The organism is Paenibacillus sp. 2TAB23, from assembly GCF_052115165.1.
Taxonomy (GTDB): Bacteria; Bacillota; Bacilli; order Paenibacillales; family Paenibacillaceae; genus Pristimantibacillus.
This window is the reverse complement of record NZ_JBFRGD010000008.1, coordinates 187680-213833: the sequence shown is the minus strand read 5'-3', so window position 1 is coordinate 213833 and position 26154 is coordinate 187680. Positions and strand designations below refer to the sequence as shown.

At 49.6% G+C, this 26154-nt stretch carries 16 protein-coding genes; 13 read left to right on the top strand and 3 right to left on the bottom strand.

Annotated features, from left to right (window positions below):
- The first annotated feature begins 211 nt into the window (after window positions 1-211).
- The 7 genes from AB4Z29_RS14165 to AB4Z29_RS14135 all read left to right on the top strand — a co-directional run bounded on the left by AB4Z29_RS14165 (window position 212) and on the right by AB4Z29_RS14135 (window position 13488).
- On the top strand, window positions 212-1636 hold the full coding sequence (locus AB4Z29_RS14165; protein WP_441943689.1) for an alpha-L-fucosidase: 1425 nt from the start codon (window positions 212-214) through the stop codon (window positions 1634-1636).
- A gap of 157 nt (window positions 1637-1793) precedes the next feature.
- Window positions 1794-4007 (top strand): helix-turn-helix domain-containing protein, encoded by a 2214-nt coding sequence (locus AB4Z29_RS14160; RefSeq protein WP_441943739.1) that lies wholly within the window; start codon window positions 1794-1796, stop codon window positions 4005-4007.
- A 306-nt stretch (window positions 4008-4313) separates the two neighbouring features.
- Window positions 4314-5282, top strand: a complete 969-nt coding sequence (locus AB4Z29_RS14155) for an ABC transporter permease (RefSeq protein ID WP_441943688.1) — start codon at window positions 4314-4316, stop codon at window positions 5280-5282.
- 6 nt (window positions 5283-5288) lie between these two features.
- Entirely contained in the window at window positions 5289-6194 is a 906-nt protein-coding gene (locus AB4Z29_RS14150; RefSeq protein WP_441943687.1) for a carbohydrate ABC transporter permease, read from the top strand.
- Between the two features lie 109 nt (window positions 6195-6303).
- The gene (locus AB4Z29_RS14145) at window positions 6304-7956 is read left to right on the top strand and encodes an ABC transporter substrate-binding protein (RefSeq protein WP_441943686.1); all 1653 of its coding nucleotides are present in this window, start codon (window positions 6304-6306) and stop codon (window positions 7954-7956) included.
- A gap of 83 nt (window positions 7957-8039) precedes the next feature.
- Complete coding sequence (locus tag AB4Z29_RS14140; RefSeq protein ID WP_441943685.1) at window positions 8040-10352, top strand: glycoside hydrolase family 3 N-terminal domain-containing protein; 2313 nt, start codon at window positions 8040-8042, stop codon at window positions 10350-10352.
- Window positions 10345-13488, top strand: coding sequence for an alpha-mannosidase (locus AB4Z29_RS14135; protein ID WP_441943684.1), 3144 nt, complete (start codon window positions 10345-10347; stop codon window positions 13486-13488). Before AB4Z29_RS14140 ends, AB4Z29_RS14135 begins: the two co-directional genes overlap by 8 nt.
- Window positions 13489-13714: 226 nt before the next feature.
- Here AB4Z29_RS14135 and AB4Z29_RS14130 read toward each other — a convergent pair whose 3' ends face one another.
- From AB4Z29_RS14130 to AB4Z29_RS14120, 3 genes are all read right to left on the bottom strand, one after another.
- Window positions 13715-14593 carry a tetratricopeptide repeat protein gene (locus AB4Z29_RS14130; protein WP_441943683.1) on the bottom strand — a complete coding sequence of 293 codons (879 nt, stop codon included), beginning with the start codon at window positions 14591-14593 and terminating at the stop codon, window positions 13715-13717.
- Window positions 14594-14620: 27 nt separating this feature from the next.
- Window positions 14621-15586, bottom strand: coding sequence for an ATP-binding protein (locus tag AB4Z29_RS14125; protein ID WP_441943682.1), 966 nt, complete (start codon window positions 15584-15586; stop codon window positions 14621-14623).
- Window positions 15587-15668: 82 nt separating this feature from the next.
- Window positions 15669-18260 (bottom strand): LuxR C-terminal-related transcriptional regulator, encoded by a 2592-nt coding sequence (locus AB4Z29_RS14120; protein WP_441943681.1) that lies wholly within the window; start codon window positions 18258-18260, stop codon window positions 15669-15671.
- Between the two features lie 162 nt (window positions 18261-18422).
- Here AB4Z29_RS14120 and AB4Z29_RS14115 point away from each other — a divergent pair, with 162 nt between their 5' ends.
- The 6 genes from AB4Z29_RS14115 (at window position 18423) to AB4Z29_RS14090 (ending at window position 26023) form a co-directional block, all read left to right on the top strand.
- Entirely contained in the window at window positions 18423-21938 is a 3516-nt protein-coding gene (locus AB4Z29_RS14115) for an S-layer homology domain-containing protein (RefSeq protein WP_441943680.1), read from the top strand.
- Window positions 21939-22109: 171 nt separating this feature from the next.
- The gene (locus AB4Z29_RS14110) at window positions 22110-23021 is read left to right on the top strand and encodes a Gfo/Idh/MocA family protein (RefSeq protein WP_441943679.1); all 912 of its coding nucleotides are present in this window, start codon (window positions 22110-22112) and stop codon (window positions 23019-23021) included.
- A gap of 13 nt (window positions 23022-23034) precedes the next feature.
- A complete protein-coding gene (locus tag AB4Z29_RS14105; protein ID WP_441943678.1) occupies window positions 23035-23832 on the top strand; it encodes an alpha/beta hydrolase in 798 nt (265 codons plus the stop codon).
- Between the two features lie 202 nt (window positions 23833-24034).
- Window positions 24035-24400 carry a GntR family transcriptional regulator gene (locus AB4Z29_RS14100; protein WP_441943677.1) on the top strand — a complete coding sequence of 122 codons (366 nt, stop codon included), beginning with the start codon at window positions 24035-24037 and terminating at the stop codon, window positions 24398-24400.
- The gene (locus AB4Z29_RS14095) at window positions 24397-25308 is read left to right on the top strand and encodes an ATP-binding cassette domain-containing protein (RefSeq protein ID WP_441943676.1); all 912 of its coding nucleotides are present in this window, start codon (window positions 24397-24399) and stop codon (window positions 25306-25308) included. Before AB4Z29_RS14100 ends, AB4Z29_RS14095 begins: the two co-directional genes overlap by 4 nt.
- Window positions 25277-26023 carry a hypothetical protein gene (locus AB4Z29_RS14090; protein ID WP_441943675.1) on the top strand — a complete coding sequence of 249 codons (747 nt, stop codon included), beginning with the start codon at window positions 25277-25279 and terminating at the stop codon, window positions 26021-26023. Before AB4Z29_RS14095 ends, AB4Z29_RS14090 begins: the two co-directional genes overlap by 32 nt.
- The last annotated feature ends 131 nt before the right edge of the window (window positions 26024-26154 follow it).

The window sequence follows — 26154 nt, the reverse complement described above, 5'->3', positions numbered from 1 at the left end:
GCAATCTTTTCGAAAATGGCGTACTTTACAGCAGGCATCTTTACAAAGGCTTAACGAAAAAAGTGATTTTGTCGGAAAGTTGGCAATTGCGGATGCTGCGGCTTTTGTATTATACATGAAGGAAATCTTATGTATGATACATGAAGAAAATCAGCAGCAATCATTAACTCGGCAAATAAATATACGCGCACTTAGAGGAGGAGCAGACAAAATGAGCAATGGGCAAATACAGCAGCACGAGGACAGCCTTATAAACGAGGCGACAGTGGAAGCGGTAGAGGTGGAGAATGGCGTACATAACTTCAGCGCGGAGGAAGAGTGGGTCAAGCCGGATAATCCGCTTATTCTGGAGCGGCTGGAATGGTTCAAGGATCAGAAGCTGGGCATTATGATGCATTGGGGGCCTTATTCGCAGCTGGGCCTCGTGGAATCTTGGGCGCTTAGCGACGAGGACGGAGATTGGTCCCGAGACGGCATCGACTGGGGCGTGGACAGCGAGGAGCTGAAAAGGCAATATTTTGGACTAAACAAAACGTTTAATCCCGTCCGGCTGCAGCCGGAGGCATGGGCAGAGCTAGCCGCAGAGGGCGGCTTCAAATATTTGACGTTTACGACAAAGCATCATGACGGCTTCTGCATGTGGAACACCCATACGACGGATTACCGGAGTACCGGCCTTGAGACGCCTTTCCATACGCATAAGTACGCTGATATTTGCAAGCATGTATTCGATGCCTTCCGGAATAAGGGACTAGCCATCTCGGCTTACTTCTCCAAGGCCGATTGGCACACGCCTTATTATTGGGCGCCGGGCATGGAGCGGGGGACGCATACTTGGCGCGGTCCCTCGTATGATCCGAAGCAATATCCTTGGCTATGGGAGAAGTTCGTGCAATTCACGCATGAGCAAATGATGGAGCTGCTGACCAAGTATGGACGCATTGACGTGCTGTGGCTCGATGCCGGCTGGGTAAGGGATGGCGGCAGAGTGCCGCAGGATATCCGCTTGGGGGAATTGGTCGATCGCGCGCGCGAAACGCAGCCGTGGCTGCTGTCTGCAGACCGAACGGTCGGCGGCCCCTACGAGAATATCGTAACACCGGAGCAGACGATTCCGGACGGACCGATGAACGTGCCTTGGGAGAGCTGCATTACGCTCGGCACCTCTTTCTCGTTCCGCTATGAGGACAAGTACAAATCCTTGCGCAAGGTGGTCCATATTCTGATGGAGGTCGTTGCCAAAGGCGGGAATCTTGCGCTCAATGTCGGTCCGCAGCCGGACGGAAGGCTTCCGGAAGGAGCGATTGCAACGATCAAGGAATTGGGCGGATGGATGAAAACCTATGGTGACGCTGTGTACGGCACGAGAATATGCGCTCCCTATTTTACCGGCGGCTTTGCTTTCACCCGCAAGGAGAACAGCGTCTTCGCCGCTTATTTGTACCCTTCTGAGGATGCGGCTGTTGTAGAGCATGTCGTGATTCCGTATACCGAGCCCGTGAAAAGTGTCGAGCTGATCGGTACCGATGAAAGCCTGCCGTTTGAACAATTGGAGGCTGGCCTAATCGTTAAGCTGCCGCCAAGCGAGTACGCTGGCAAGGCGCCTGTTGCACATATGTTCCGTATGCTTACCTAATTAATCGGTTACCGACCATTCGACTGAGACTGACGTCCTCCTGCAGGCGTCAGTTTTTTGGATATCCAAAATAGGAAATGATGTATCTTGTCCTGCCCTTTTAGATAAGGTACGCTTATAGGTAAACAAGAGGAAGGTGATACAAGGGTTGAACAAAATGTGGTTTCGCCGTTTGTTGTTATCGTATCTACCGATCTTTTTTATCGTGACGATGATTTTATTCGTCGTTTTTTTCCAAACCTTAAATGAACAAAATCGAAGAGAAGCGATAAAGGCCAATGATTTTTTGGCGCAGCAGGTCATTCTTTTTACGGATAATTCATTAAAGGCAATCGATTATCAGGTCGTACGCGAAATATTGACGAATACCGATATCAGCCATTTTTTTAGCAGAGACAGCATGGATGTGGCTGCTAATATTAAAGCGCTCAAAGTGATGGATGAATTGAAATTCAATTATCCGATTATTGATTCCATTTATTTCATGCGATTCAAGGATGAGTTTATTTTTGGCGATGTTCCAAGAACATACGAGGATTTTCAAGATAAATCGTTTATCGAGAAATATGAAGACCAAGAAGGCGGGGCAAAGTGGTCGGGAGAGCGAACGTATAAAGCATTTTCCGATTCCGACATCGATGCCGAGAACGTCATCTCTTTAGTACGAACGGCACCATTCAATATGGGCGTGAAACAGGGCTATTTTGTCGTAAACGTCAGCTTAACCAAGCTGCAGGAAACGGTCAGCCGGATGTATAACTCCGATATAAGCTTTGTCAGCATGATAGACGATGAAGGCCGTAATCTGCTTGGGGATGAGGTTGATCCATCGGCTACGGGTCCGGTCTTAGCCAATTATACGTCTCCTTACACAGGGTGGGAGATTAACAGCGGCATTTTAGATAAAAATGGCCTGAAGTTCGTGCTTACCTTCTATAATGTATGGGTCGTATTGGCGATTGCCGTCGTGGTGTTCGGTATTATCTGGGTTATTTACGTGACCAAACGGAACTATAAACCGATTCAGCAGCTCGTATCGCTTATTCAGACGTATTCGTCCAAGAGCGAAGGAGCGGGAGCGGCGTCCGAGAGTGAATTTATATTTATCCAAAACACGCTTGAAAACCTGATGAGCGAAACGAAGCAGTTCCAGCAGCAGTACCGGGAAAAGCTTATTCTGCAAAAAAAATATCATTTTCATCAGGTGCTTGAAGGCGCCGTTCAATTGACCGATGAAGCGTGGATCTCCGAGCTGCGCAGCTATGATTTGGACGTAAAGGGGAAAATATCGACGGTTCACGTCATTGAGATCGATGATTATTTCGCTTTTCAGGCGGTTTACAATGAACGGGACCAATCGCTGTTGAAATTTACGCTATACAGCGTTATTCATGAGACGGCTAAAAATCTAGGTGTGACGGTATGGGCCGAATGGACGACCGACCGCCGGGTATCCTTCATCCTTTGGCTGCCGTCAGAAGCAGACGCGATGGAGAAAAACGACTATATCATACAGGAGTGCCGGACCTGGATTGAGCAAAATGTCAGCTTCAATATTACGATTGGGCGCGGAGAGCCGGCGAATACGCTGGAAGAGCTGCGCGGCTCCTACGAGAAGGCGAATTATTGCTTGCAATACAAAGCGGTTCTCGGAGGCAACCGGATCATAGCTTTGGTGGACACCATAAGACCGCAGACCGAAATTCAAGAGTATTTCAAAACCATCTATTTGCTATCACAGTCACTGCGCCTTGCCGAAAACGAGTGGCTGAAATATTTAAACTTATTTTTCGATCAGATCAGGGATTCGCTGCTCCCACGCAAAGAAATCGAGAGCCTGCTGCAATTTTTCGTCCATCATTTGGAGGGCGAGGTTCTTGAATTATCGAAGGAATATCGCAATATTTGGCGGGCCGTTCATACCGATTTGCGTGAACTGGCGATGCGCTGGGATAACCTCGATGATTTGCAGCAGGGCTGCAGCAGCATTTTCGCCATTATGAACGAGAAGATGCAGATGCTGCGGGAATCGCATAGCAACAAGACACTTTTTATTGAGATAAGGACTTATATTGAAGAAAACTATGCGAACTCCGAGCTTTCCCTTGATTTTCTGAGCAACAGATTCCAGTTCAACTCCAAATATTTGAGCAAAATGTTTAAGGAGGAGTTCGGGGAGAATTTCGTCGATTTCCTCATTGGCCTTCGCATCGCCAACGCGAAGCAGTTGCTCTTGCAAACACAAAAGCCGATGCAGGAAATTAGCAGCGAGGTTGGTTATTATAATTACAATTCCTTCAATCGCGCGTTCAAAAATGTCGTTGGTTTATCGCCGCGCGACTTTCGAAAGCAGCTTGGGGAAGACAGTTAAGCAGCGGAGAGTTATGAAGGTAAGAGTCTTGAGTGCGGTGTTCCGCATACTCGAGGCTCTTTTTTGATTGCGACGAAAAGCGCGGAATGCTTGGGCTCTCTAGCTTGGTGAATTATGAATGGTATGTGAAAAATGTGTGAAACCGCTTAACTAGCAGCAGATAACGCTCATTTAGAAAAAGGTGAGGTGCAGGAATCTTACGAATTGATGAAGATTTCGTAAACGGGATAGAATCGATTTGTGGGTAGGACACCATCGACAACGGCAATAATGGCTTCGTTAAATTGCTGCAAAGGAGAGCTGCGAATGAATCATGTACAGGTGAACGCGTTAGAGAAAACGAAAATCCACAATCTACGCTTCAAAAGAAAGCCGTCGGCATGGAAAAAAATAAAGAAGCATTGGGAATTATACTTTTTGGTTCTTTTGCCAGTCCTCTATTTAATTATTTTTAAATATGTGCCGATGTTCGGCGTGCAGATCGCATTTAAAGATTTTAACGTCATACAGGGCATTTGGGGGAGTCAATGGGTAGGGCTGAAGCATTTTGAAACGTTTTTCAATTCTCCGAACTTTTGGCTGATCATAAAAAACACGTTAGGCGTCAGCTTCTACTCGCTGCTTGCCGGCTTCCCGATTCCGATTATGCTAGCTCTTGCTTTGAATGAAGTGCGTACGGGGAAATTCAAGAAATCGGTGCAAATGGTGACTTACGCGCCGCATTTTATTTCTACCGTCGTCATGGTTTCGATCATCATGCTCATGCTTACCCCGCATGTCGGCGTCATAGACAGATTGTTTTCCTTCTTGGGCTGGGAAATGACCAACTTCATGGGCGTACCGGAATTTTTCAAATCGATATATGTATGGTCGGGGGTTTGGCAGGAAATGGGCTATGCCTCGATTATATATATTGCGGCGCTTGCCAGCGTCGATCCTTCCCTGTATGAGGCTGCAAGAGTAGACGGCGCCTCCAGATGGAAAAAAATCATTCATATTGATCTTCCATCGCTGATCCCGATTACGGTTATCATGCTTATCCTTAGCCTCGGAAACGTGATGGGCGTCGGCTTTGAGAAAATATATTTGATGCAAAACCCGCTCAACCTAAGCTCCTCTGAGGTGATATCCACTTACGTGTATAAAGTGGGGCTCGTCGGGGCGAATTTCAGCTTCTCATCGGCGGTCGGCTTGTTCAATTCCGTCATCAATTTGATTTTGCTGCTGCTCGTCAATTCCTTTGCAAAGAAAATATCGGAAACCAGCTTATGGTAGGGAGGGATGAACGTGATTGAATCCAAAAAAATAAAGGAATCCTTTGGAGATCGCATGTTTTTGTTAGCCATTTACATCTTTTTGGCACTGCTTATGTTAGCTGTCATGTATCCGCTCCTTTATATTATCAGCTCATCCTTCAGCTCGCCGAGAGCTGTCGTATCAGGGCAAGTATGGCTGCTGCCCGTGGAGTTCAGCTTAAAGGCGTACAAATCGATCCTCAACAGCTCCCAATTGATGTATGGGTATTACAATACGATCATCTACACGGTATTCGGTACGCTAATCAATTTATTATTCACGATACTGCTAGCTTATCCGTTGTCGGTCAAAAGCTTTTACGGTCGAAACCTAGTCATGATCCTCATGATGATTACGATGTTTTTCAGCGGAGGACTCATTCCTACCTATCTCCTAGTCAAAGATTTGGACATGCTGGACACACGCTGGGCGATGTGGCTGCCGGGGGCTTTCTCGGTATTCCAGGTCATCGTGGCGCGAACGTTTTTTCAATCTTCCATTCCGCACGAAATGTCCGAAGCGGCGCAAATTGACGGTTGCAGAGATTTGAGGTACCTAGTCAGCATCGTGCTGCCGCTGTCAAAGCCGATTATCGCGGTAATGACCCTCATGTATGCGGTTGGCCACTGGAATGCGTACTTTGACGCACTCATTTATTTAAGATCGGAGAAGCTGTTCCCGCTGCAATACGTGCTGCGAAACCTGCTTATTCTGAATGCGTCAGATCCGGAAATGCTGGCCAATACCGCCCAGCAGGCGCGGGTGCAAGGCTTCGAGCAGGTGCTGAAATACGCGTTGATCGTCGTAGCTTCGGTCCCGGTGCTCATTATGTATCCTTTCGTGCAAAAGCATTTCGTGAAAGGCGTCATGATCGGTTCATTGAAAGGTTGAGCGGGTTTTCATTTATACTAGGGAGGTGATGCGGCGAGCTCTTGATGCGCGGGTGGAATTGTAAGCAAGAAGCGATAAGGTTATCACTACCATTTTAGGAGGGGTCCATTTGAAAAAAACATTTTTCGGCATGCTTGCACTCGTATTAAGTGTTACATTGGTATTGTCAGCTTGTGGAAATAGCAATGAGGGCAATAATGCGACTACGAACACCGGTGACAAAAATACAACCGAAGAAGCAGGGCCGGTTTCGATGACATTTTTTGCTCCTCAAGGGAAAGCACCCTTAGAAGAAAACAGCTATACGAAGCACGTTGAGGAAAAATTCAATGTCAAAATAAAATGGGATCTCGCTCCTGCGGACGCGCTGACGGACCGCCGTCAATTGCTGCTTGCCAGCGGAGATTATCCGGAGGTTTTCCTGGAGGGGAAATTCTCGCATACGGATTTGCTCACCTACGGCAAGCAAGGCGTTTTCCTTCCTTTAAACGATTTGATTGATCAATACGCGCCGAACATTAAAGCGATGATGGAGAAGAAACCGTATTTTAAAGACGCCATTACGGCTACGGACGGCAATATCTACGCTCTGCCGCGTCTCAATGAATGCTACCATTGTACCTTCTCGCAAAAGTTTTGGATCAATCAAGAGTGGCTCGATAAGGTAGGTTTGGCTGTTCCGACTACGACAGACGAGCTTTATACGGTATTGAAAGCTTTCAAAGAAAAGGATCCGAACGGGAACGGCAAAGCCGATGAAATTCCGCTCACAGGCGCACCCAACAAAAACGTATGGAACGGCAATATCGACGCTTACTTAATGAATGCCTTCATCTATAACGATAATGGCAAATATTTGACCTTGAACGATGGCAAGGTTGACTTTGCAGCTAACAAGGAAGGCTGGAAGCAAGGCTTAATTTATATGAATAAGCTGTATAAGGATGGTCTAATCGATCCGGCGGCATTTACTCAAAACGATCAAGCGATCGGTCAGCTTGGCAATCGCGAGGGTGACGAGATCGTAGGCTCGATTTCGACTGCGCTCGTTAGTTACCTCGTTAATCCATATGATGAGAAGCTTACCAGACATAAGCACTGGGTAATCGTACCGCCGCTCAAAGGACCAGACGGCGTGCAGCTGGCAGGGGCTTCGCAGGGCATTAGCGAATTCCAATTCGCTCTAACGAATAAGGCTTCCGAGGCACAGCAAATCACTGCGATCAAAATAATGGATTATGCCTTCAGCGAGGAAGGCGCGATTAAGAGCGAATATGGCTCGGAAGAAGGAATAGGCTGGAAAACAGCAGAAGCTGACGAGAAGAATATCGACGGCCAAGCAGCCAAATACAGCTTTAAAGGGATTCCGGTAGCTGATCCGGACGCGATTCGCAATGACAGCTGGTCTTTGATGGGTCCGAAGGATTTGACGAAGGAATTCCGTGATCTGTTTGCCGTAGGGCAGGATCCGCTCGCTCCTGACGGCTACGAAACGCGTCTTGCGCAAGCGACAAATGCATTTGCCCCTTATTCGCCAAAAGAGATTTACCCATCCGGCGTCTTTATTCGTCCGGAGGACACGGATGCCGCATCGCAATTGACGACATCGATTCAAGATTATGTAACTACCAATATGGCTCAATTCATTATAGGCAGCAAAGACATCCAGAAGGATTGGGATGCTTACGTGAAAGGCTTTGACGGACTGAATCTTGCTAAATATATTGAGATCTACGGCAACGCGATCAAAAAAGCAGAGTAAGAAAAAAGAATGGCTGACAGGGAGTATAACCTTAGGGTTTACTTCCTGCTGCTATATTCGGAGCATGATAAGGAGAGCAGGCTATGAGCTATAAGGATTCGTCGTTCTCAATCCCGGAACGAGTAGAGCATTTGCTAAAGGAAATGACGCGAAATGAGAAAATGGGCCAGCTGCTGCAACCGTTTGGCTGGAAAACATATGCGAAGGAAAATGGAAAGGTTGTCCTGTCGGACGATTTCCAAAAGCAGGTAAAGGACGGCGGGATCGGATCGTTATATGGCGTTCTGCGTGCCGATCCATGGACGGAGGTTACGCTTGAGAACGGCCTCTCGCCTGAAGAAGGGGCAAGGGCGATTAATGATATCCAGCGCTTTGCCATCGAAAACTCACGGCTTGGCATTCCGATTTTGTTCGGTGAGGAGTGCTCGCATGGTCATATGGCAATTGGCGCGACTGTCTTTCCTGTGCCTCTATCCGTAGGAAGCACTTGGAATGTCGATTTGTACCGCGAGATGTGCAGAGCTATTGCGCTGGAAACGAGAAGCCAAGGCGGCGCAGCAACGTACTCGCCGGTGCTTGACGTCGTGCGCGATCCACGGTGGGGTCGGACGGAGGAATGTTTCGCCGAAGATCCTTATTTGATCGGCGAGCTGGCAGCAGCGGCAGTGGAAGGGCTGCAAGGTGAAAGGCTGGATGCGGAGGGAAGCGTCATTGCGACGCTTAAGCACTTTGTGGCGTATGGCAGTTCGGAGGGTGGACGCAATGCGGGACCGGTCCATATGGGCATGCGCGAGCTGCATGAATCGGATTTGCTTCCGTTCCGCAAGGGCGTGGAGGCAGGCGCTCTCTCCGTGATGACCGCCTATAACGAAATCGACGGCATTCCCTGCACCTCCAATGCTTATTTATTAAAGGAGCTGCTCCGTGAGCAGTGGGGCTTTGACGGCTTTGTCATAACGGACTGCGGCGCCGTCAATATGCTGGCATGGGGACATGACGTAGCCGAGGACGGCGAGCATGCTGCCGCGCTCGCTCTGAAAGCCGGCGTTGATATGGAAATGTCGGGCGAAATGTTCGGCAAGCATTTGGAGTCGGCGCTGCAGAAGAGTTTGCTGGATGAAAGCGTGCTGGATGATGCGGTTAGACGCGTTTTAAACATAAAGTTCAAGCTTGGGCTATTCGAGAATCCGTACGTTAATCCTGCTAGGGCGGCGGAGGTAATTGGCTGCTCCGAGCATGTCCGGCTTGCCAGGCAAATCGCGCAGGAGAGCATAGTATTATTAAAAAATGCAGACCAGACGCTTCCGATAAAAAAGGATACGCGCAGGATTGCCGTCATTGGACCCAATGCCTACCAGATGTACAATCAATTAGGCGATTATACCTCGCCTCAGAAGCGCAGCCAGATTGTTACGCTGCTGGACGGCATACGCAATAAGCTGGGCAGCAGTGGCAACGACCAGGTGCTGCATGCGCTCGGCTGCCGGATAAGAGGCGATGCCAGGGAAGGCTTCGAGCATGCGATTTCCTGCGCGGAGCAAGCGGACGTTGTCATTATGGCAATCGGCGGCTCCAGCGCCCGGGATTTCGGCGAAGGAACGATTGATTTGCGTACTGGCGCATCGATAGTCACCGAGCATGCTTGGAGCGATATGGAATGCGGTGAAGGGATCGACCGTGCTGGTCTGGGGCTGTTAGGCGTTCAGCTGGAGCTCGTTCAAGAAATTTATAAATTAGGAAAACCGGTCATCATCGTTTATATCAATGGCCGTCCGATCGTGGAGCCATGGATTGACGAGCATGCTCACGCCATTGTCGAAGCCTGGTATCCGGGGCAGGAGGGCGGGAACGCGATAGCCGATATTTTGTTCGGGGATGTGAATCCTTCGGGACGCCTGACGGTTTCCGTGCCTAAGCATGTAGGCCAGCTTCCCGTTTATTACAACGGTAAGAGAAGCAGAGGCAAGCGGTACTTGGAAATGGACAACAAGCCGCAGTATCCGTTTGGCTATGGGCTTAGCTATACGGAATTCCAGTATGGCAGCTTGCACATTTCTCCGCAGCAAATCGGTCCTGATGAAGAAGCAATCGTCCAAATCGAGGTGACGAATGTAGGTCAGACAGCAGGCTCGGAAGTCGTACAGCTGTATGTAACGGACAAGGTGAGCTCGGTTACGAGACCGATTAAAGAGCTGAAGGGCTTTCGCAAGGTGCATATGGAGGCTGGCGAGACGAAGACGGTGGCATTCACGATTTCGCGCGAGCATCTGCAGCTTATCAATCAAAGCTTTGAGCCTGTAGTAGAAGACGGTGAGTTTATCGTAATGGTCGGAAAAAATGCCGAGGATTTCGTTAGCGGAAGCTTAATGGTAAAGGATGAGGGAAAACATGCATAGAATAAACCGCTTTTTGAAAAAGCTGGCAGGCATGCAGTGGAAGGAGGCAATCCCGCTTCCCGATTGGGAAATGAGGAAAGCGCGTTATATCGTGCCCGGCGTTTATGAATACGATTCAGATGATTTCTTCGTCCAGACGATGGACCCTTTGAACAGCACGCAGGGCGTAACTTATTTTTTGCGGAGGCAGCTTGAAATTCCTTCTGCTTGGCTGGGAGATCCCATTGGACTGATCGTAGAAGGCGGGGGCGAAGGGATGCTGAAGGTAAACGGCGTTCCGTATCATGGCCTAGACAACAATCATCCCTTTGTTCCGCTGCACTTGGAGGGAGTCGGTTTGAATCCCTTGATCGAAATCGAGCTGTATGACCCGATACCGGAGCCAGTCGATCCTTTGAACGCGCAGGCGACGATTGCTCCGCCTATATCCTATATCCGTATCCAGCTTGTCCGCGTGAATAAACCGCTGCAAAGCCTGATGTATGGCATGAAAGCAGTCTATGAATCGGTATGGCTGCTGCCGGAGCAGGATCTGAAAAGATTGAAGCTCAAGGATGCTTTGTATGAAACGATGGATGAGACGGAGCGTCAGCTGGATAATGGGAGCCTAGACGGAGATAGGCTGCATGGCTTGGAGGAAAGGCTTGCCAAGCAGGTCCAAGCGCTCGCGCCTGCGCCGGGCTTTAATGGCACGATGCATATGGTCGGCCAGTCGCATATCGATATCGCATGGTTATGGCCGGTAAGGGAGACTGTTCGTAAGGTAAGCCGAACCTTCTCTACGATGAACACGCTCATGCAGGAATATCCGGATTTCGTATATTCGCAGAGTCAGCCGCTGCTGTACGCTTTCGCAAAGGAGCATTATCCTGAGCTCTACGAGCAAATTAAGCTACGAGTAGCCGAAGGCCGCTGGGAGCTAGTGGGCGGCATGTGGGTCGAGCCGGATTTGAACATTCCTAGCGGCGAGTCGCTCGTGCGTCAAATGCTATACGGGCAGCTCTTTTATAAAGAGGAATTCGGCAAAACGTCCAGTATCGAATGGCTGCCCGATACGTTTGGTTATTGCGCGTCACTTCCGCAGCTGTTGAAGCTGGCAGGCGTCGATTACTTTATGACAACCAAACTAAATTGGAATGACACCAATCGGTTCCCTTATGATTTATTCCACTGGGTCGGCATCGACGGCACTTCTGTCCTATCGTATTTGAATCATGGCTTGAACGAGCATACAAGGCCGAAGGACATTCATGAGCATTGGGAAGCCTATCGGCACAAAGACAAGCTGGATGAGCTGATGCTGCTTTACGGCCATGGAGACGGCGGGGGCGGCGTGACGAGGGAAATGGTAGAGTTTACCCAGCGCTCCGAGATGATGGTTGATCTGCCAAGCAGCCATTTCAGCACGGCAGCCGAGTTTTTCGAACGCGCCTGGGAGAAGCGGGATGACTTGCCGAAGTGGCATGGGGATTTATATTTGGAGCTGCACCGGGGCACCTATACGACGCATGCACGCAATAAGCGGAGCAACCGAAAAGCGGAGGTGCTGTACCGGGAGGCGGAAATTTGGTGCAGCTTGGCTCGGGACGTCTTCGAGCCAGGCCAAGCAGAGTCGGCACAGGCGATGCTGCATGAGGGATGGAAGCTTATATTGCTGAACCAATTCCATGATATTATTCCAGGTACGGCTATTCCGGAAACGTATGTGACGTCAGCTGAAGAGTACGAGCGGGTGTTCAAGCTTGGTGAGGCATGCCTGGAGCAATCGCTGACGGCGCTCACAGGGCGCATTCTTGCGCAAGGTGAAGGCAAGCCATACTTCGTATTCAATAGCTTGGGTTGGGATAGGAATGCTGTTGTATCAATCGAGCTGAATGGCGAACCTCAGCAGCTCGCAGCATTCGATGAGGATGGAAATCTGCTGGACAGCAATCTTGTGCACCATTATGGTAAAGCGACGCTGGATATTAGCGTGAAAAGCATTCCTGCCTTTGGTTATACGACGGTTTGGCTTAGGTCGACACCGTTAGCAGGGACGGATATCGTAACGGATCCGATGGAGCTGGGCGATTCATGGGAAACATCGCATTATGCGATCGGATTTAATGCCCAAGGCGAAATCATACGCTGGTTTGATAAGTCTGCGGGTCGCGAATTGATTTTGACCGGTGAGAAAGCGAATGAATTTCAGCTATTTTTCGATAAGCCTTTAATTTGGGATGCATGGGATATCGACCCTAGATTCGAGGCACAGCGCGCGGACGCCGTACAGCTGCTCAGCAAGGAGGTTGTCGTCCAAGGGAAAGCGCAGGACGTGCTTCGTTTTAAGTGGCAGCTTGGCCGATCCTTCATCGAGCAGCAAATTATTTTTTACCATGATAAGAAACGTGTCGATTTTAAAACCACTGTGGATTGGAAGGAAGAGCATAAGCTTCTGAAGGTTGCCTTTCCAGTCGACGTAGTTGCCAGCAAGGCTACTTATGAAATTCCGTTCGGCGCTTTGGAGAGGCCGACGCATACGAATACGAGCTGGGAGCAGGCGCAATATGAGGTTTGCGGTCATCGCTTTGCTGATTTATCCGAGGGCAATTACGGAGTAAGCTTGCTGAATGATTGCAAATACGGCTATGACATCAAGGAAAGCACGATGAGACTCTCTTTATTGCGGGCTCCAAGATGGCCTGATCTGACTGCTGACCAAGGAGAACATGCGTTTACCTATTCGCTATATCCGCATGAGCAGGATTGGCGCAGCGCCCATGTCCTGCGAAACGCGATGGAGCTTAATCATCCGGTGCGGGTAATGGAAGGCCGTGCCGACGCCGCAACCGCAGCCGAAACAAACGGGCAAAGCCAAGCAAGCGTGCTGCCTTCGAGGCAACAACTGGTGCGGTTTGAGAGCAAACATGTCATTCTGGATACGATCAAGGCTGCCGAGCAGGGTGAAGGAACAATCTTTCGATTATATGAATCAACCGGCGCACGCGAGCAGATTGCGCTGCGGCTGCCGCTGGCCGCAAGAGAGGCGGCTGTCGTCAATTTATTGGAAGAGAAGCTCTATCAGCTGGACATTCTGGATGGTGTCGTGCAGCTGAGCTTCAAGCCTTTTGAAATTGTAAGCATTCGCGTACAATAATTAGGCTGCTTTGTAAGGAGCTATATAAGTTGAACGAATCAAAAGCACTTGGCTGCAACGGCGATCGGAAGATTGACTTTGGTCACGCAGCGCTAATAGCATACTCATGTTTCGTTCATCTTATATATGATGAAACGAAGAAACATCGCTCCGCTTCAAACGATTGTTCGAGGCATGAGCGATGTTTTTTTTGGCATGTATTAGGTTGCAGCGGTTTGGAAGCTTGTCATCTTCGAAAGCTCCAGCCGAACAGCTTAACATGTACCATTAAGCGAGTAATCCAATAGGTAGCATAGTAGAGTACAATAAAGACAATGACCAGCGGCCTGAAAATAATCCAAAGCCCAATCCATATGACCAGCACCTGCCAAGGCTTCATCCGTTTCGCTAGCGTGCTAGGATACAGGAGAACACGGTAAAGCTTGTATGTCTTCTGAAGCCCCTCCATGTATTCTTTGCGAATTTGCTGATCATCGGGGTCCAGCCGTATGGCATTCTTCAGCATGTTCAGGTAGTCATCATAATCGTTCCGTCTCTCTGCGGACCACGCGAGATAGAGATAAACCAGATCGGATTCGACTTCAAGGCGCAGCGCCTTGCTGGCAAGCAGCCTGGACTCGGAGAAGTTGCGAAGGAGCGCTTCATTATAGCTTAAATTAGCGAGATACAAAGCATTCTCGGGAGATATTTCAAGCGCCTTCAGCAAGAGGTCTCTCGCTTCTTCGAATTTGCTCGTCTTATTGCATATATTGGCGCGCAGGAAAAAATAATGGGGCTCGTAGGGATCAATGCGCTGACCTTCGATGATCGCCTCCATGGCATATTTCCAATGCTCCATGGTGTAATAGGTGTTGCTTCGTACGAACCAGGCTAACGTATTCTCCGGATCATGCCGAAGCGATTGGCCTGCCCAATGGAGAGCCTGATCATATTGGTCCTGAAGCAGACAAATATGAGCGAGCAGCGCGATAGCGTTCGGATCATCCGGCGTATCCTGTATAAGGGAGACGGCTAGCTTCCGCGCTTCCTCAAGCTTTTTCCATGCGATTAGCTGTTCGATTTCCTGATAACGCGTATTCTGAAGCTCTTCGTCCCATTTATCCATCCCAGTCATGTCCTCGCTCTATCGTCATTATTTCAATCCGCTCTGTTTCATGTAATCCAAAACAATCTGGTAGTCTTGATTAACATCGCTGAAGGTGGCGTAATTTTTGGCTGTCGCGAACCAATCCAGCGTGGTCGCTTTCCGCTGCTTGGACGCTTTCTTCAAATCATCCTGTACGATAGGCTGAATCTCTCCCGTTTCGAGTGTACGCTCCAGTGCGCATTCAACGGCATCCTTTACGATTTGCTCCAAATCCGCTCCCGAGAAATGCTTGGTTTCTTTGGAGATTCTGCTCAAATCCAGCGAGGACATCGGTTTTCCTGCTAGCTTTAGCTGCAGAATAGCTGCCCGCTCGGCTTCCTCTGGCGGCGGTACAAAGATCATATGGTTAAATCGGCCGGGTCTGCGCAGTGCGGAATCGAGGTACCATGGCGTATTGGTAGCACCGATTACAAATACCTGATCATTGAAGGTACGCAGCCCATCGAGCTCCATCAGAAGCTGGTTCACAAGAATGCGGTCATGATGCTGGCGCATCTGGTTCCGGCTGCCGCCCATGGCGTCCAATTCATCGATGAAAATAACGCAGGGCTTGTTCTCGCGTGCCTTCTCGAATATGTCGTGCAGGTTGTTCTCGCTTTGCCCAACATACATGCCAAGAATGGCTTGCAGCTCGATATGCATGAAATTGGCATCAATCTCGCCGGCAACCGCGCGCGCAAGAAAGGTTTTACCGCAGCCGGGAGGCCCGTAGAGCAGGAGGCTGCCGCCAGCCTCCTTGCCGTAAGCGGCGAAGAGCTCGGGCTGCTTTAGCGGCAATATGAAGTTCATGCGGATTTTCTTTTTAACGTCTTCAAGCCCGCCGACATCGGAGAAATTTTCTTCCGGCTTCTCGGATTCTACTAAATCCTTGCCGTTGTTATCGAAACGAAGCACCTTCAGCTTGTTGCGGCGGCGATCGGCAAGATCGTCGCGGCCGTTATCATCGGACATGGTCATCATCCTTATACAAACAAATTTGTTATTAATGTACCAAATTTCCGGCAAAGATTGGGTATTTTATGTTAGCCGAATGTTATTCTTCTTTCAGCAGCTGCAGTTCTTCCGCGGCAAGCAAAGCCTGCGTACGCGAGGAAACGCCTAGCTTGACATAAATACGAGAGAGATAGACTTTGACGGTACCCTCGGACAGCATGAGGGTTTGGGCAATCGTTTTGTTCGAAGCGCCTTGACGGATGAGCTGAAGGAGCTGAAGCTCGCTGCGGCTAAGCTCTTCCAGCCTTGAATCGGCAGGAGCCTTGGCTCCTCTCGCAGGGAAGGCTTGCAACAGCCTTTGTACGTATTCCTCTGATACAGAGCCAGAAGAGATTGCTTCCGGCGAATGCCCGCGATGATTCATATACCTTTGGAGCAATGTCCGCATACGCTCGCCTTCGTCCGTATAGCTCCGCAAATAGCCAAAAGGCTCAGTCAGCGCAAGTGCTTCGTGCAAAGCGCCGAGCGCGTTTTTGCTTCGGCCTAGCTGATCCAGCAAGCAGGCTTCAAGAATAGTCAGTTCAACGGTGCTCACCAAATGGCCTTCTCTCATGGCTTGAGGCTTTAGGTAGGATACAATCCGAAGCGCTTCGGTTTCTTTCCGCTGCGCTCCCAAAAGTCTTGCAAGCGTCACATATTCAAAATAGCGATTGAAGACCGGCTTCTCTTTTATGGAGATTTGCAGCTTCGGAAGCTCCTTCTTGGCAAGGGGGATGCTGCCGTCAAATAGATGCAGGCGAATTTTACATGCGATTAGAGCTTGCTTCCAGTGAAGGCTTGCCTGCTCGAGCAAAGCGAACTGCATCGCTTCATCGATCGTATCATGGGCCAAATAGGAAAGCCCTTGCGCCATGTAAGCCATAGATTGAGTAATTCGGTTAGGCACAAAAAGCCCGAACGTCTTGCTCGAGCGCGCTGCGCGGTCAATGACGCCTAATAGGGCTTCAGCCTCCTTCAGGCGGTTCCACTCGTAATAGCCTTCGCATAGAGACTGTATCACATATAGGTTGATTAGCGATTCGTTCCAGTTATGCGCTTTGAGCGTGCTGGTAAAGAGTCTCGCAATCTGCTCGGTGTCCGCGGTCAACGTGCCGTTCATGCCGAAGGAGGTGCGCCGAACGAGCGGCTCCGTAAGATTGTAATTGAAATTATAATAAATCGAGCTATGCGGAAGCATGTCATCTAAGCCTTTGCTGGCAAAAGCAAGCCATTGCTCGAATCTGCCGCTTGAGAACAGCAGATTCGACTTTACGAACAATAAACCGCTTTGCATTTGCTGATCGTTTGCGGCTTCGGGCTGCCGCTCAATATGCGCAAGCATCTCCTCTGCGCGGTCGGGCTGGCCGTTAACGACGAGCACGAAGGCGTGAAGAAGCGAGGTTTCCTGCGCCCTTCCGGCTGCCGTCTGAGGAAAGAAGTCCAGCCAGCGCAGCAGGCTGGAGAATTCACCTTGCATTAGCAGTGCTGGCGCATGCTTCTCGAGCAGCTCTTCGGTCAGCGCCGAGTCATGCGCGGCAATGGCGTGGTCGAGCGCTTCAACGATAAATCCGCGCTCGGCCAAGCTGATGCTTGCGGCACGGTTATAAGCCATCCATAGGTCAGGGTGAAGCTGCTTTAATCGATTCTGCAAAAACTCGGCGAACAAATGATGATATCGAAACCATTCGTTGTGCTCATCGAGGGAAATGAGAAATAGGCTCCGCGCCTTCAACTGTTCTAGCATGCAGCGGGAATCGGGATGCTTGGTGATGAAGCTGCACAGCTCAGCATCCATGCGCCCCAGCATAGCGGTCTGAAGCAGAAACCGAGACATGTCCTCGGGCAGCCCGGTCAATACCTCTTGAAACATAAAGTCAGCGACAGCACGGTGACCGCCGGTAAAGCTATCGATGAGGCGATCGTAGTCGGTCTCCGTTTGAAGCGATATGGAAATGAGCTGCAGGGCAGCAACCCAGCCCTCGGTTCTCTCAAATATGCCATTCAGCTGTATGGTTGTTAAGGGGAGCGGCGTGGTGTCCTTGTAATACGCTTCCGTTTCATTCCGCGTGAATTGGAGCTGGGCAATATCAAGGCCGAGATGCTCGGATTTGGCCGTCCATTTGACAAGGGAGAACGGCAGCTCTGAACGCGAAGCAATGACCAAATGGGCATTCCGAGGCAGATGGTCGATGAAATATGCGGTGCTGCTATGAATGTCCTGCTGCTGTATATATTGGTAGTCATCCCAAATGAGAACAATCGGTTGATCATGCCTATGCAGCTCATTAATAAAGGCGTCCAGGAAAGTATCTATGGAAGCAGAGGAAAGCAGCGGCAGCAGCCTTGCAAAATGTTCCATGGGATGTGTGGATGGCATGGAAGCGACAGCCTGCACGGCATAACGCCAGAAACGAATCATATCGTTATCGCGTGCATCCAAAGAAAGCCAGCTTGCATGAAGGCTAGCATCATGAAGCCACTGGCTTAGAAGCGTTGTCTTACCGAAGCCCGCAGGAGCACAAATACTTGTTAATCTGCGCTGCGAGGCGTCGTTCAGCCGATCTGTTAGTCGGCTTCGGACAACGAGGTTTGAACGCATAACCGGAAGCACGGTCTTGGTTTGTAAAAATACGTGATTAAGTGATGGGTTCATAAAGCCTCCGCTAGTGATGACAAAATAGTCTATCATTCTATTATAGGCTACCTTTTCCGACAAAATCGAGCAAAAGTTAACTTTCGTTAATCGTTTTGCCGTTTATTAGTTGCTAGTATCAATAAAAGCGATAAAGCACTCAAAAACAGGAGAAACATTACGATGAGGGAAGTGGGACAATTGTTTCAATTAGTAGGCAGGAGCCGAGTAGCAAAGCTGGCGTTAGCGGCATCTTTGTTCTCATACGGCTGGGCAGGAATGGGACAAGGCATTGCAGCGGCGGAAGGGATGACCGGAAGCTACAGCTTCGAGCGGATGGCGCCGGAGAACGCCCATTATTTTCGCATAGTGACGGATGTTGCTGTGGATCGCAGTGGAAACGTGTTCGTAATGGAGTGGAATAAGCAGGAAATCGGCATATTTAATGCGGAGGGAGAGAAGCTCGGCGAGCTCGGAAGCATTGACGGAGCTGATTTTAACCCTCGTAAATTGATTGTATCTGAAGCAGGTTTTGTTTATGTGACAGACGGCACTGCGATATTTAAGCTGGAAGTGGGCGCAGACTACGATTTTACGATCGTTGAGGAGTGGAACGGAGCAGAACAATTCGGCTACATTGCTTCAATTGCCGTCGATGAGGCGACAGGGAGAGTCTATGCAGCGGATGAGAGCTTGAATCAAATATGGCTGCTTGAGGAAGGGGAGTCTGATTTCGAGAGCTGGACGGCCTATGAGACAGCAGAGGAAGGAAGCATTAACTTCAACCGCCTCTCAAGCATCTCCGTTGATGCATCGGGGCAGCTTTACGTTGCAGAGGACAGCAACCGCATTCTAAAGCTAAGCGGCGAGGGCTTGCTGTTGGATCAATGGGATGGAGATGGTGATGGAGAGCAGGCGTCGTTCGACACGGTAGTCATTGACGAGATCGGTGACATCGAGCCAGACGGTGAAGGCAATCTCTATGTGACAGATCGAAGCAATAACCAGTTTGTGCGCTTCAACTCGGAGTGGCAGGCTGTTGTGGTTGGGGAGGAAGGAAGACGCAATGGGCAGTTCGATTCGCCGGAAGCGATATCCGTTGCAAATGATGGAAGTGTATATGTTGCGGATAAATATAATTATCGTGTTCAGAAGTTTGATGCTTCTCTTGGGCATTTGGATACATGGGGAAGCCTGGGCGGTGAGGCGGGACAATTCTTTATCCCCGAAGATATCGCAGTTGACGCGGATGGCAACGTATTTGTAGCGGATCAAGGAAATAATCGGGTGCAGCAGTTTAATAATGAGCTGGCATATGTGCAGGAAAAAGGCGGCGAGTCCGATTTCTCTCCTTTCGGATTGGCGGTTAATGCAGCGGGACAGATTTATATGTCAAGCAATAGCAATCTGATTAAGTATGATCCAGCGGACGAATCGATTGCTGTCGTCAGCAATCAGCTTGGCGATCCGCGCGATTTGGCTATCGATCGCGAAGGCAACGTTTATGTCGCGAATACAAGCGGTCATACCATTGAAGTATTTAATTCAGCTGGAGAGAACGTAGCCAGCTTTGCCGGTGAACCGGATTACAGCGGTGGCTCCTTTTATTTTAGGCCGCAAAGTATTGCAGTGGATAGTGAAAGAGACATTGTATACGTGACGGACTCCTTCCATGTACAGACGTTTACTCGTGCGGGTGAGCCTTTAGAAGCCGAGTGGGCCGAATTAGGCGAAGACGATTTTGGATACCTTTCGGATATTGCGCTTGACGTAATGGGCAATGTGTATCTTGCCGATAGCGTGAATAATCGCATCCGGAAATATGCTCCAAACGGCGAGCTTCTGGAGAGCTGGGGAGAAACGGGCGATCAAGACGGGGCGTTCGATGGATTGCGAGGCATCGCTGTGGATCAGCTCGGTAATGTTCTGACAACCGAGGGCAATAACAACCGGCTTCAAAAATTTGAGTTTCTGCAAAATCAATTAGCGGGAATAGCATTGTCTGCGGGGACGTTAAACGAAGCATTCGAAGGCAGCCGGAGTACCTACACGGCTAATGTCGAAAGTAAAGTCTCGAGTATTTCAGTCACGCCATCTGCAAGGCAGGCGGGGGCTCGCATCGAAGTAAACGGCGAGCTTGTGGAAAGCGGAGCGGACTCGGCAGCCATTGCACTTACAGCAGGAGAGACGGAAGCCATTGAAATCAAGGTTACTGCGAAGGACGGCCAAGTACGGAGCTATGAGCTTTCTGTGTTACGCGCAGAAGGTGGAGGCGATGGCGGTACTGGCGGAGATGGTGGAGATGGAGGTACCGGAGGCGATGGCGGTACTGGCGGAGATGGTGGAGATGGAGGTACCGGAGGCGATGGCGGTACTGGTGGAGATGGAGGCACTGGAGGCACTGGAGGCACTGGTGGTACGGGAGGCGTCTCGCCGAAACCTGAAAGCGGGCTGCTGGACCAAACGATAGGCGGACACGCTGGGCAAGCCATCCTGCATAACGCAGCTGCTCAACAAACAGCTGCTGGAGTCGCAGACATTATAATTAACAGCAGCGGCGTGGATGCGCTCCTCGCGTTAAAGCCGCTGCCGGCATCGGTTACTATTGGCATATTGCCGGGCTCCGTAGAGCAGGTGAATCTGAAGCTTCCAGCTGCAATCACACAGCTGTCAAAGCAAAACCCGGAGGCTGAACTAGAGCTGAGAACCTCTTTTGGCACATTGAAGCTTCCGCTTCTAGAGTTAGCAAAGCAAGTGGACCCTTTGACCGATTCGATTCAGATTACGTTACTTGCGTTTAACGGTGCAAGCACGGAAACGAAGGAAACTGAGCGTGTAATGCAGTTGAATAGCGCAGAATCGGTGGGTTCCCCGCTGCTCGGCTTGAAGCTGGAAGCACTGAGCGCGGACGGTACTGTCAGACCGCTCGAATATCAAGCTGGCTACGCTAAGCTCATCGTTGAGCTGCGTGCGGGTAATGCCGAGCAGGATTTGGCTGCTGTTTCGTTAATGGGCGGCAAGAGCGGAAGCGTGTATGGCGTCCCGGCAAGCTATGGTGAAGGAAAAGCGGAGCTTAAGCTGAAGAATGGCGGCAATTACACGGTATGGCGGCATGTCACCAGCTTCAAGGATGGACGGGATGCAGCTTATGCAGTTATAGCCATCCAAGCGTTAAGCAACAAATTTATAGTGCAAGGAATGAATGACAAGAGCTTTCTGCCGTTTGGCGAGGTGACTCGCGCGCAGTATATCACGATGGTTTTGCGGGCGGTAGGCGTAAAGCTTGCTCCTGTACAAGCAGCTGCATTTATAGATGTAAAGGAAGGACAATGGTATGCCGATGCTGTCATGACGGGGTATCGCTTGGGACTGGTTAATGGTTATGAGGATGGTTCCTTCAGACCTTCCGGCGTAATAAACCGTCAGGAGATGGTGACGATCCTTTTCAATGCGCTTAAGTATACCGGACATGTGGAAGCATTGCCTGCTGAGGAAGCAGATAAATGGTTGGAAGGATTCAGTGATGAAGGAGAAATTGCACCTTGGGCACGACAAGCGGCAGCTTATGCCGTCAAGCATAAATGGATGCAAGGTACGGGCGAGGGAAGAATAAGCCCGGCTGCTGAAGCAAATCGTGCACAGGGGGCTGTACTTATTTACAACATGATGCAAGGGCTGGGCTTAATAAGCAAAGAATAGAGTCAAAAAGGGTATTTCTTAGCAGGCTTTTCGCCTGATGGAGAAATACCCTTTTTTATAATATTAATAGCTTTGCAATCTGCGTAGAAAGCAAGGCTAGCAGGCTTGCTTTGCTAGAGACAGGTGTTCTAGCGTATGATAAAGGCTAGACAAAACAGGAGGCGTTAGCAGATGAGCAAGCCGCGTATCGGTATGGTTGGGCTGGGAGGCATAGCACAGAAGGTTTATCTGCCTATTTTAACAAGAGCGGAGAATTGGAGCTTTGTGGGTGCCTATTCTCCTAATAAAGAGAAGCGTTCGCTTATTTGCTCAGCATACCGAATCGGGTCATTTGACAGTTTATCCGAGCTTGCTGGGTGCTGCGATGCCGTATTTGTACATAGCTCGACAGACTCGCACTATGATGTCGTGTCAACGCTGCTTGCGATGGGGAAAGACGTATACGTAGACAAACCGCTCGCTGCGACATTGGAGCAGGCGGAGCAGCTAGCCGAATTAAGCACTAAGCTTGGACGAAAGCTGATGATTGGCTTTAATCGCAGGTTTGCGCCGCTGTACGTACAAGCGAAACAAAAGATGAGCGATACGGCGTGGGTCCGAATCGAGAAGCACCGTTCGGGCGCGATTGGTCCGCAGGATGCAGCCTTCACGATGCTCGATGATTATCTTCATGTCGTAGATACCGCAAGATGGCTTGCGAAGGGCTCATTAACATCGGCAACGGGCACGGTGAGAACGAATGAGCAGAATCAGCTTCTCCACACACAGCATCATTTTGACACGTATGAAGGCTTTACGGTATCCACCGCGATGCATCGGCATGCAGGCACGGGGCTTGAGCAGCTTGAGATCGTTCAAGCCGGTGAGATCATCCGTGTTCAAAATATGAATGTGCTTGAAGTGGAACGTGCGGAGAGGATCGAGAAGACCCTCCCTCCATCTTGGCAGACGATTCTGAGCCAGCGCGGTTTCGAGGACGCTGTTCGGCATTTCATGGACTGTCTTCTCTACGATCAAGTACCGACAGTGGACGCCGAGGAAGCTTTGAAATCACAACAGCTGCTCATGAGCATGCTGGAATAAAGGGAGTGCAGGTATGAGTCAACAATCACAGGCGCTGCAAGAGCCTAAACAGTGGCGGAAGCGGAAAAGACTGATATGGGCAGGAGCTATCGTCTTGGTGCTGTTATTACTGCTTGCGGTCGTTTACCAAATGATGCTCTATACGCCATCCGACGCGGCGAAGGCTGCGATGAAAAGCGATGAGCAAGTCGAGGTCAGCATCGGACAAGCCGGCTATCGTTTCCAACCGAAAGCGGGTGATAAAGCGGTCGTCCAGCCAAATGTTATTTTGTATCCGGGAGGTTTGGTTGATCCCAAGGGCTATGCACCGCTTGCTCGCAAACTGGCAGAAGCCGGTCACCGTGTATATATCGCAATCATGCCCCTTCATTTAGCATTTACGGGTACGAACAAAGCAGATAGCTTCATTGCCGAGCATCCGGACGAGAGCTATGTCATCGGCGGGCATTCGCTTGGAGGCGTGTTTGCATCACGATATGCCGCGGGGCATACGGACCAGATAGATGGCGTGTTTTATCTTGCTGCGTATGCGGATCAGAAAGGAAGCCTAGCGGATGCCAAGTTCCCTATCCTTCAAATAACCGCATCAAATGATGGGGTTCTGAACTGGGAAGCTTGGGGCAAAGGAAAACAATATATGCCGAGCCAGACGCAGTACGTTACGGTTGAAGGCGGCAATCACGGTCAATTCGGTTCATATGGCTCCCAAAAAGGGGATAAGCCGGCTGGAATTAAACCGGAGCAGCAGCTGGAGGCCGTCAGCAGCGAGCTGCTCGGTTGGATGAAAGGGATGCAAGCCGGCGAATCTTAAACGGGTCAACGGCAGGTTTCAGCCAATAATAGATAAAAAAAAGCTGCTTTCGGGAGGTAATAGCCTCCTGAAGGCAGCTTTTTGCTGTGCACTTGCTCAAGCGTGCTGGACGAGCTTTCATTACTAAGTGTTGACATGGAATAAATTATGTTATATGGTTAGTTACATAAGTAATGAACCACAGAGGCAAAGAGGTGATCACTTGTTTGATGATCGTAGTCCCATATACCAGCAAATTGCGGACAAAATCAAAGACGATATCGTAAGCGGCATATTGCAAGAGGATGAGCAGGTTATGTCTACGAATCAATATGCGGCATTTTACCGGATTAATCCGGCCACGGCAGCGAAGGGCTTTCATTTATTGATGGAGGAAGGCATTTTGTACAAGAAGAGGGGGATTGGCATGTTTGTTAGCGGTGAAGCGAGGCAGTCGCTGCTTAGGCAGCGGAGAGAGCGTTTTTTCGAAGAGGTTGTAGATCGCATGCTGGCGGAAGCAGAAACCATTGGCGTACCGATCTCCGAGATTATAGGACGAATCGAACAGGCGAAAGGAAGCGATGAATGATGACGCTTGGCATTGAGGTAAATGATCTGCAATTGAAATACGGTTCGTTCACGGCAATTAAGAATGTGACTTTCTCTCTTGCAGGCGGTAAAATTTACGGCTTGCTCGGACGGAACGGCTCCGGTAAAACGAGCTTGCTTTCTATTCTCGCTTCATATCGCGAGCAAACAAATGGCCAAGTGAACATTGGCGGAGAAGCGCCTTTCGAGAATGCCAAAATAATGGAACAGGTTTGCTTCATTCAGGAAAGCGGCTCTATCTCAGAAAGCTCCTCCGTATCTGACGTTCTGAGGTTATCCGCAAGCTGCTGGCCGAATTGGGACAGCGAATACGCAGCGCATTTAATAGCATTATACGAGCTGCCGTTAAAAAAACTGGTTTCAGCGCTCTCGCGAGGCATGAAATCTGCGCTTGGCGTTACCATTGGCCTTGCTAGCCGTGCTCCGGTGACGATATTCGATGAAGCTTATCTCGGTATGGATGCGCCGTCGCGCTATGCGTTTTACGATGAGCTTCTGAAGGATTACATGGAAACGCCTCGCACGTTTATCATATCCACCCATTTGATCGAGGAGGTTGGTTCTTTGTTCGAGGAGGTGCTTATCTTGGATCAAGGCCGTCTTATTATGCATGAGGAGACGGATGTGCTCAAATCACGCGGAGCTTCGATTACCGGCTCTGAACAAGCGGTGGACCAAATGACTGAGGGGCTGACCATATTAGGGCAGCAGATGCTGGGCAGAACGAAGTCGGTGACGGTGTTCGGAGAGCTAACGGAGGAGCATCGCAAACATGCTCTTGCCTCAGATCTTGAGCTGGGTCCAGTCTCGCTTCAGGATTTATTCGTACATCTGACCAAGAAGGAGGGGATAAGCAATGAGCAGAAAGAGAAAGCATCCCGCCCATAATGTAGCCAGCGAGCTGCTGTACACGTATCGTTGGACGTTCATCGTGTATTGGATTGTTTTCATTGCTATATTTCTAGGCATTGCTGTGTTCTTGAATACCAATATGTTTAACAGTGAAGGGTTTGATACGCAAAGCGTATGGGAAGGCGCATCCAACTCGCCTAAAATCTTTCTTATGGTTATTGGCATTTTATTGACGCCATTATCGTTAGCCAGTTTCGTTTCCAACGGTGTTACGAGAAAGCATTTTATAATCGGCGGTAGTTTTCTGGTAACGCTGATGTCGGCGATATATGCGTTAATAATGACAGCAGGGTATCCGATAGAGCAAATGATTTATGAGCAGAACAACTGGACGCTAGCGCTTAAAAATCCTCATATATTCTCTTCCTCCGATCAACTAGCAGGTATCTTCTTTGAATATTTCTTTTTGTTCTTTGCTTATTTCGGAAGCGGCTGGATCATCGGCTCAGGTTTTGCTCGTTTCCGGTGGCAGCTTGGCGTGATTATCTCCATCGCTGCCCTATTGCCCGCAATGGCAATGGAGCTGGTCCTCTCATCCGATTGGATGGGAAGGCTCATGCAGACCGTTTTTGAGGTTGAGCGCAACCCAATCGCAGTAGTTTTCGTGCTCGCGGTAATCGTGATGGCGTGTATTGTCGGACTCAATTATTTGCTGCTTCGACGCGTGGCAATCAAGAAACGAATGGTTTAATCAAATGGATATGGATGCCTTCCTTGATCTTAGTGATCGGGGGGCTTTTTTTTTCGTAAATGGGTTAAAATTGCTTACTATTTATTTGTATAAGCGGTAAAATGGAAGTAGGAGTTTTATCGAAGATTGTC